We start from the raw sequence: 7,075 nt of genomic DNA, 5'->3' as shown, positions 1-7,075 counted from the left end.
GTTTGTGAATATCGACTTGGGTTGCATTCCTGAGAATCTTTTCGTCCCAGACTATGTCATGAATCCACAAAAGGCAAATTTTGAGTTCCAACGTAACAAGGGGGAATTAGTACCGCTACGCGAGGCAGAAGGTCGCATTGCTCTTGAAGGAGCTCTACCGTACCCACCAGGTGTATTATGCGTGCAACCTGGAGAGCGTTGGTCTAAGACTGCTTGTGACTATTTCTTAGCTTTAGAGGAAGGTATTAATCTGTTGCCGGGGTTTGCGCCAGAAATACAAGGTGTATACATTACTGAACAAGCCAATGGCTATAAACAAGCGTATGGTTATGTATTGAAAAAAGAATATGAAGTGTAAATTTATACGATTTAATATAAGGACTGTAGGAATTACTAAAATTTCTTATACATTGATTAAACTGACAACGGGCCGTCGTCATGAAATTCATCCTATTATGTACATCATGACTGTGGCGTTCATCATTCACTTTGCTATTTAAATAGCATATACTATGAATCATATAGCATAGTCTATTAAAGAAAAAACTAGCGTGTTATATGAGCTTAGCACTTTAGGGCTCTAATTACGCGAGGAGGTTATATGGATTCGACAGTTATTTTAAAAGGTAATATCTTATATACACCGCGTCCTTCTGAATTTATATCGATTCAACATGGCTATATCATTGCCGTAGATGGTGTAGTCGTATATTGTGGTGAAAGTATTCCACCAGCCTATGCAGATTGTGAGGTTACTGATTATGGTGATAATCTCATTATTCCAGGGTTTGTAGATACACATGCACATGCTCCACAGTATTGTAATCGTGGCCTTGGGATGGATAAAGAACTTTTACCTTGGTTAGAAACCTATACATTTCCTGAGGAGGCAAAGTTTAGTGATCTAGATTATGCACGGCTAGTATATGGTGCCTTTGTACAAGACTTATGGCGCAATGGGACTACTAGAAGCATATTGTTCGGCACTATCCATAAAGAGAGCACATTAGTGTTGATGGAACTTTTACAAAAAGCTGGATTATCTGCCTATGTTGGAAAGGTTAATATGGACCGCAATAGTCCAGATTTCTTGATTGAAGAAACGAATCAATCATTAGTGGATACTAAAGAGTGGTTAGAAGAATCTGTTTCATTTGGCCCTTTAGTAAAACCTATTATTACCCCTCGGTTTGTACCATCTTGCACGAGCGAGTTGATGGATGGCCTTGGTACATTATCAGAAGAGTACAAGGTTCCAGTTCAATCCCATTTATCTGAAAATCACGGTGAAATTGATTGGGTATCAGCATTATATCCTGAGTCACCAAATTATACAGATGTGTATTATGAACATAAATTGATGGGGCGGACGCCAACGGTAATGGCTCATTGCATTCATTTGAGTGATGGAGAGATGGATCGTATGGCTGAAACACAAACTATGGTATCTCATTGTCCATTTTCAAATGTAAACCTATCAAGTGGTATTGCACCGATTCGTAAGCTAATGAAACGGAATATACCCATTGGTTTAGGTTCTGATATCTCAGGCGGTCATATGGTATCAATGGCAAAGGTTCTTACAGAAGCAATTGGATTATCCAAAATGAAATGGGTGGAAGTAGATTCAAATTATGCGCCCCTCACATTAAGTGAAGCCTTCTACATGGCTACAAAGGGTGGAGGCAGGTTCTTTGGTAAGGTTGGGAGCTTTGAAAAAGGTTGTGACCTAGATGCCCTTATCATTGATGATACATCACTATTTGACCCGAATGAACGCACCTTAGAGGAGCGGTTAGAGCGTTGGTTATATGTTGGTGATGATCGACATATCGTTGAGCGCTATGTAGCGGGCCACGTATTACCTAATCCTCAAGGTTGATATTTCAGCTCTAATAACGTTAAAAAGGGAAACAAAATTTAAATAACATCTTTAGCAGGTAGTTTGTATAGCATGCAAGCTACCTGTTTTATTTGACCTCGTGTTGCGCATCAATGCCCTTGGTGTATAATAAAAAGATGTATAAATTAAGAAAGTGGGGTACTTGATGGATATATTAGGGGCAAGGCGCTCTATAGAACAGAAGTTACTTATGCAATCTGTTGGGCTAATGGCTCTTGTAGCGGTAAGTGGTACTATAATGGGGATTGTCACCGGTTCTAGTGCGGTCTTATTAGATGGTGTATTTTCTTTTGTCGATGTTGTTATTAAGATCATGATGCTCATGACGGCCAAGTTAATAGCCCGTGAAACGAGTAAGCGCTTTCAATTTGGCTATTGGCAGTTTGAACCTTTGGTACTAGCTGTAGAAGGATTCTTTATATTACTAATCGTAATTTATGCCCTATCTAGTGGCATTACAGACCTTATATCGGGTGGCCGTCATGTAGATTTTGGACCCGCTATTTACTATGCTATTTTCTTTACAGTGGCGGACACAATATATTACTTATATGTGCGTCGCATTAATAAGAGTCTGCAGTCCAACTTAATTAAATTTGATAATGTAAGTTGGTATGTTGATGCTTTGTTAGAAGCAGCTATCTTAATCAGTTTCGTCGTAGCTATCATGTTAGAAGGAACTGAATATGCTGATTGGGCAGCTTATATTGACCCCATTGTTCTCGTTGTATTAGCGGTGCAAATGATACCGTCTGCGTTCCGCATTATCATCCCATCTGTAAAACAAGTGTTGGGGTGGGCACCAACTTCATTACATAATGAAGTGCAGGAAATTATGGATCGCTTTATGGAAAAGTACAATTTCAAGGATTATGTTTCTAGCGTACAAGTATATGGCAACACTCGAATTATTGAAATTGATATTTTAGTTCGCAAGAATTTTCCGTATCAAACGATTGCTGAAATCGATGCGATTCGCAATGAAATTGACCAAGAAATCGGAGGGAATCCAACGGAAAAATGGGTTACAATTTCTTTCACAGGCACTCGAAAATGGATGGCAAAAGATTATTTACTAGAAGAAGATGATGATGAATAGTATAAAAATTAAAGACAAAACTAGTAGATATCTTATAATTTAATGATAAATACACCAATATATGGTATACTTAAACGTATTGAATATATTGTTCGTAGCATAGTTGGAAGATGAGGTTTATAGTATGTTAGACTTGAAATTTGTCCGTGAAAATATTGATTTAGTACAACAAAACTTAGATAATCGTCATACGAAAGGCGATTTAGAAACCTTTGTATCCGCTTATGATGAACGTCGTCAGTTGATTGGTAAAGTAGAGGAGTTAAAAGCTCTTCGTAACTCCGTAACTGAAGAGATTAGCCAATTAAAACGCAATAAAGAAAATGCGGATGATAAAATCGCAGAAATGAAAAAAGTAGGCGATGATATTGCTGAGCTTGATAATCGTATTCGCGATGTAGAAGCAAAATTACGTGATGCGGCATTGATGTTGCCAAACATGTGTGATGCATCTGTTCCTGTTGGTGCTGATGAAGATGAAAATGTAGAACAACGCAAATGGGGCGAACCACGTCAATTCGACTTTGATGTACAAGCTCATTGGGATTTAGGTGAAAATCTCGACATTCTTGATTTCAATCGCGCTGGTAAAATGAGCGGTGCTCGTTTCACAGTATATAAAGGTTTAGGTGCTCGTTTAGAACGTGCTCTTATTAACTTCATGGTTGATCTTCATGTAGATAAACAAGGCTACACTGAAATGATGACTCCATATATGGTAACTCGTGAGACTTTGACAGGTACTGGTCAATTACCTAAGTTTGCTGAAGATATGTACCATGTAGAGGATACAGAATACTTCTTGATCCCTACAGCAGAGGTTACATTGACTAATTATCATAGCGGTGAAATCTTGAGCGAAGAAGAGTTGCCTAAATACTATACTGCATTTACAGCGTGCTTCCGTGCTGAAGCTGGTTCTGCAGGTCGTGATACACGTGGTCTTATCCGTCAACATCAATTCAATAAAGTTGAAATGGTTAAATTAGCTAAACCTGAAGATTCTTACGCAGAATTAGAAAAGTTAACTGATAATGCAGAAGAAGTATTGCGCTTATTGGAATTACCATTCCGTGTCATTACACTTTGCACAGGTGATATTGGCTTTGGTTCTGCTAAAACATATGACGTAGAGGTATGGATGCCAGCTCAAGGCAAGTACAGAGAAATCTCTTCTTGCTCCAATATGACTGATTTCCAAGCTCGTCGTGCAAATATTAAATTCCGTCGTGGACCTAAAGGTAAACCAGAATTCCTTCATACATTAAATGGCTCTGGTCTTGCTGTGGGCCGTACAGTAGCAGCTATCTTGGAAAATTACCAACAAGCTGATGGTTCTGTTGTAATTCCTAAGGTACTTGTTCCTTACATGGGTGGCGTAGAAGTAATCAAGGCAGCAAAATAAGAGGGGGCATTTGATGAAGTTCTTTATTGATACCGCAGAATTTGATGAGATAAAAGAAGCGTATGCTTTTGGTTTTATCGATGGTGTTACTACTAACCCATCCCTTATCGTGAAAGCTAAACGCGATTTAAAACAAGTTATTTCTGAAATTGCAAATCTTGTAGAGGGACCTGTAAGTGCAGAGGTTATTGCTTCTGATGCAGAAGGTATGATTGCTGAAGCTCATGATTTAGTAAAATTAGGCTCTAATGTGGTTATTAAAGTGCCTATGACTCCAGAAGGGCTTAAAGCTGTTGCTGTTTTGAGCAAAGAAGGTATTAAAACTAATGTAACTTTAATCTTCTCTGCCAATCAAGCCTTGTTAGCAGCCCGTGCAGGTGCTACCTATGTGAGCCCATTTGTGGGTCGCATTGATGATATCAGCATGGATGGCCTTACATTAATTCAAGATATTGCAGACATATTTGCTATTCATGGTATTGAAACTGAAATTATTGCAGCTAGTGTGAGAACACCATTGCATATCATACAATGTGCTAAAGCCGGTGCTCATATTGCAACAGTGCCATTCAAAGTACTTATGCAAGCTATGAAACATCCGTTGACGGATGCAGGGCTTGAAAAATTTATGGCAGATTGGAAACAAGCTAATCAATAAGTTAAGTATTCGGCTCAATGTAAGAGTCATATTACAATACACACAGGACTTATAAGGAGGCCTATTATGGATCGTACATTATCTTTGGAATTTGCTCGTGTCGTTGAAGCGGCTGCTTTACGCAGTGGTCGGTTACTTGGCCGCGGTCAAAAGGATGCAGCGGATGGTCTTGCTGTAGATGCAATGCGTCAAGCATTTGACTCTGTTCGTATTTCTGGTACAGTAGTTATCGGCGAAGGCGAAATTGATGAAGCGCCTATGCTTTACATTGGTGAACATGTAGGTGCTGGTGGTCCAGAAGTAGATATCGCAGTTGACCCAATTGAAGGTACAAACTTGATTGCAAAAGGCCAAAATGGTGCGATTGCAGTTATGGCTATTGCTGAAAAAGGTGGCTTGTTACATGCACCAGATATGTACATGGAAAAACTTTGCGTTGGTCCTCGTGGTGCAGGTGCTATCGATATTACTAAATCTTTAACTGAAAATATCAAAAATGTAGCGGCAAAAATGAATCGCAATGTCGATGAAATTACACTTGTTATGCTTGATCGTGAACGTCATCATGGTTTGATGAAAGAAGCCCGTGATCTTGGTGCACGTATTATGTTAATTTCTGATGGTGATGTTAACCCAGCTATGGAATGTTGTATTGAAGGTTCTGGGGTACACATGGTTGTTGGTACTGGTGGTGCACCAGAAGGCGTATTGGCTGCAGCTGCTTTGAAATGCGTAGGTGGCGATATGCAAGCCCGCTTGAAACCAGAAACAGAAGAAGAAATTCGTCGTTGTCATGAAATGGGTATTACCGATGTAAATCAAGTACTTACATTGGATGATTTAGTTCGTACAGATGATGTTATCTTCGCGGCTACTGCTATTACTCGCGGTAACTTATTGAATGCTATTCAATACTTCCCAGGTGGTGCGCGTACACATACTATCGTAATGCGTTCTAAAACTGGCACTGTTCGTTTCTTAGACACAGTACATATGGATGAAAAGCTAAAATCCTTAAAAGCAAAATAAAAAGTAAGCCCCTCAAATTGAGGGGCTTTTTTTCTCAGTATTTTCTCACATTCTCTTGATGAGATATATCGAAAAATAGTATAATAACATTTAGTATATGACGTTATAAATACAACGTCTTGTAGTTCATACAAGATGATCGATATAAAAGTGTAGGAGGAATTCTGTTGGAAAAGCTAATCATTCAAGGTGGCAATCGGTTGGAAGGCCGTGTACGTGTTAGTAGCGCTAAAAATGCGGTACTCCCTATTATTGCCGGTACTTTGCTAGCATCAACGCCTAGTAAATTACTTGAAATTCCAAATTTGGAAGATGTAGGTACAATTTGCCAAGTTATCGAGTCTTTGGGGGTTAAAATTACTCGTAATAAAGCAGATGATGAAATTATCTTCGATGCATCTACATTGACTGCTACGGAAGCTCCTTATGAGCTTGTACGCAAAATGCGTGCATCTTTCCTTGTAATGGGTCCACTTTTGGCGCGTAAAGGGGAGGCTAAAATCTCCATGCCAGGTGGTTGTGCTATCGGTGCACGTCCTATTGATCTTCACCTAAAAGCTTTCGAAGCGTTAGGTGCTAAAATTGAAATTACTGAAGATTATGTATATGCTCATGCTCCAGAAGGCCTTAAAGGCACTCAAATTTACTTGGACTTCCCAAGTGTAGGGGCTACAGAAAACGTAATTATGGCCGCTTCCATGGCTGAAGGGAAAACTGTTATCGAAAATGCTGCGGAAGAACCTGAAATCGTTGATTTAGCGACATTCTTAAATGCAATGGGCGCTAACATCCGCGGTGCTGGTACAAATGTAATCCGCATTGAAGGGGTACCTCAATTACATGGTGCGATTCATACGGTTATTCCTGACCGTATCGAAGCTGGTACATACTTGATTGCAGCTGCTATGGCTGGTGGTGACGTATTTGTAGAAAATGCATTACCTGAACATTTGAAACCAGTAGTAGCTAAATTAAAAGAAG

General features: G+C 39.4%; 7 protein-coding genes and 1 pseudogene. All 8 read left to right on the top strand.

Translation table 11 applies throughout. The features are described 5' to 3' along the window. Nucleotides 1-358: pseudogene (locus tag QZR70_RS07870) on the top strand (ornithine decarboxylase); the annotation flags it as partial. Continuing rightward, nucleotides 348-500: a hypothetical protein gene (locus tag QZR70_RS07865; RefSeq protein ID WP_295794316.1), complete on the top strand. Its 153-nt coding sequence runs from the start codon at nucleotides 348-350 to the stop codon at nucleotides 498-500. The pseudogene QZR70_RS07870 and the gene QZR70_RS07865, both read left to right, overlap by 11 nt. A 101-nt stretch (nucleotides 501-601) precedes the next feature. Continuing rightward, nucleotides 602-1,882 (top strand): guanine deaminase, encoded by a 1,281-nt coding sequence (gene guaD, locus QZR70_RS07860; protein ID WP_295794314.1) that lies wholly within the window; start codon nucleotides 602-604, stop codon nucleotides 1,880-1,882. Between the two features lie 166 nt (nucleotides 1,883-2,048). Beyond that, nucleotides 2,049-3,002, top strand: coding sequence for a cation diffusion facilitator family transporter (locus QZR70_RS07855; RefSeq protein ID WP_195186366.1), 954 nt, complete (start codon nucleotides 2,049-2,051; stop codon nucleotides 3,000-3,002). Between the two features lie 124 nt (nucleotides 3,003-3,126). Continuing rightward, nucleotides 3,127-4,407 carry a serine--tRNA ligase gene (gene serS / locus QZR70_RS07850; RefSeq protein WP_295232225.1) on the top strand — a complete coding sequence of 427 codons (1,281 nt, stop codon included), beginning with the start codon at nucleotides 3,127-3,129 and terminating at the stop codon, nucleotides 4,405-4,407. A 13-nt stretch (nucleotides 4,408-4,420) separates the two neighbouring features. After that, complete coding sequence (gene fsa / locus QZR70_RS07845; protein ID WP_060924959.1) at nucleotides 4,421-5,065, top strand: fructose-6-phosphate aldolase; 645 nt, start codon at nucleotides 4,421-4,423, stop codon at nucleotides 5,063-5,065. A 66-nt stretch (nucleotides 5,066-5,131) separates the two neighbouring features. Continuing rightward, nucleotides 5,132-6,094, top strand: coding sequence for a class II fructose-bisphosphatase (glpX, locus tag QZR70_RS07840; RefSeq protein ID WP_005387249.1), 963 nt, complete (start codon nucleotides 5,132-5,134; stop codon nucleotides 6,092-6,094). Between the two features lie 167 nt (nucleotides 6,095-6,261). Then, nucleotides 6,262-7,075, top strand: an 814-nt coding sequence (locus QZR70_RS07835; RefSeq protein ID WP_295794310.1) for a UDP-N-acetylglucosamine 1-carboxyvinyltransferase, incomplete at its 3' end; no start/stop codon positions are given.

This window comes from uncultured Veillonella sp., assembly GCF_900545205.1.
Taxonomy (GTDB): Bacteria; Bacillota; Negativicutes; order Veillonellales; family Veillonellaceae; genus Veillonella.
The sequence above is the reverse complement of the archived record's forward strand: the minus strand, read 5'-3'. Positions and strand labels throughout refer to the sequence as shown.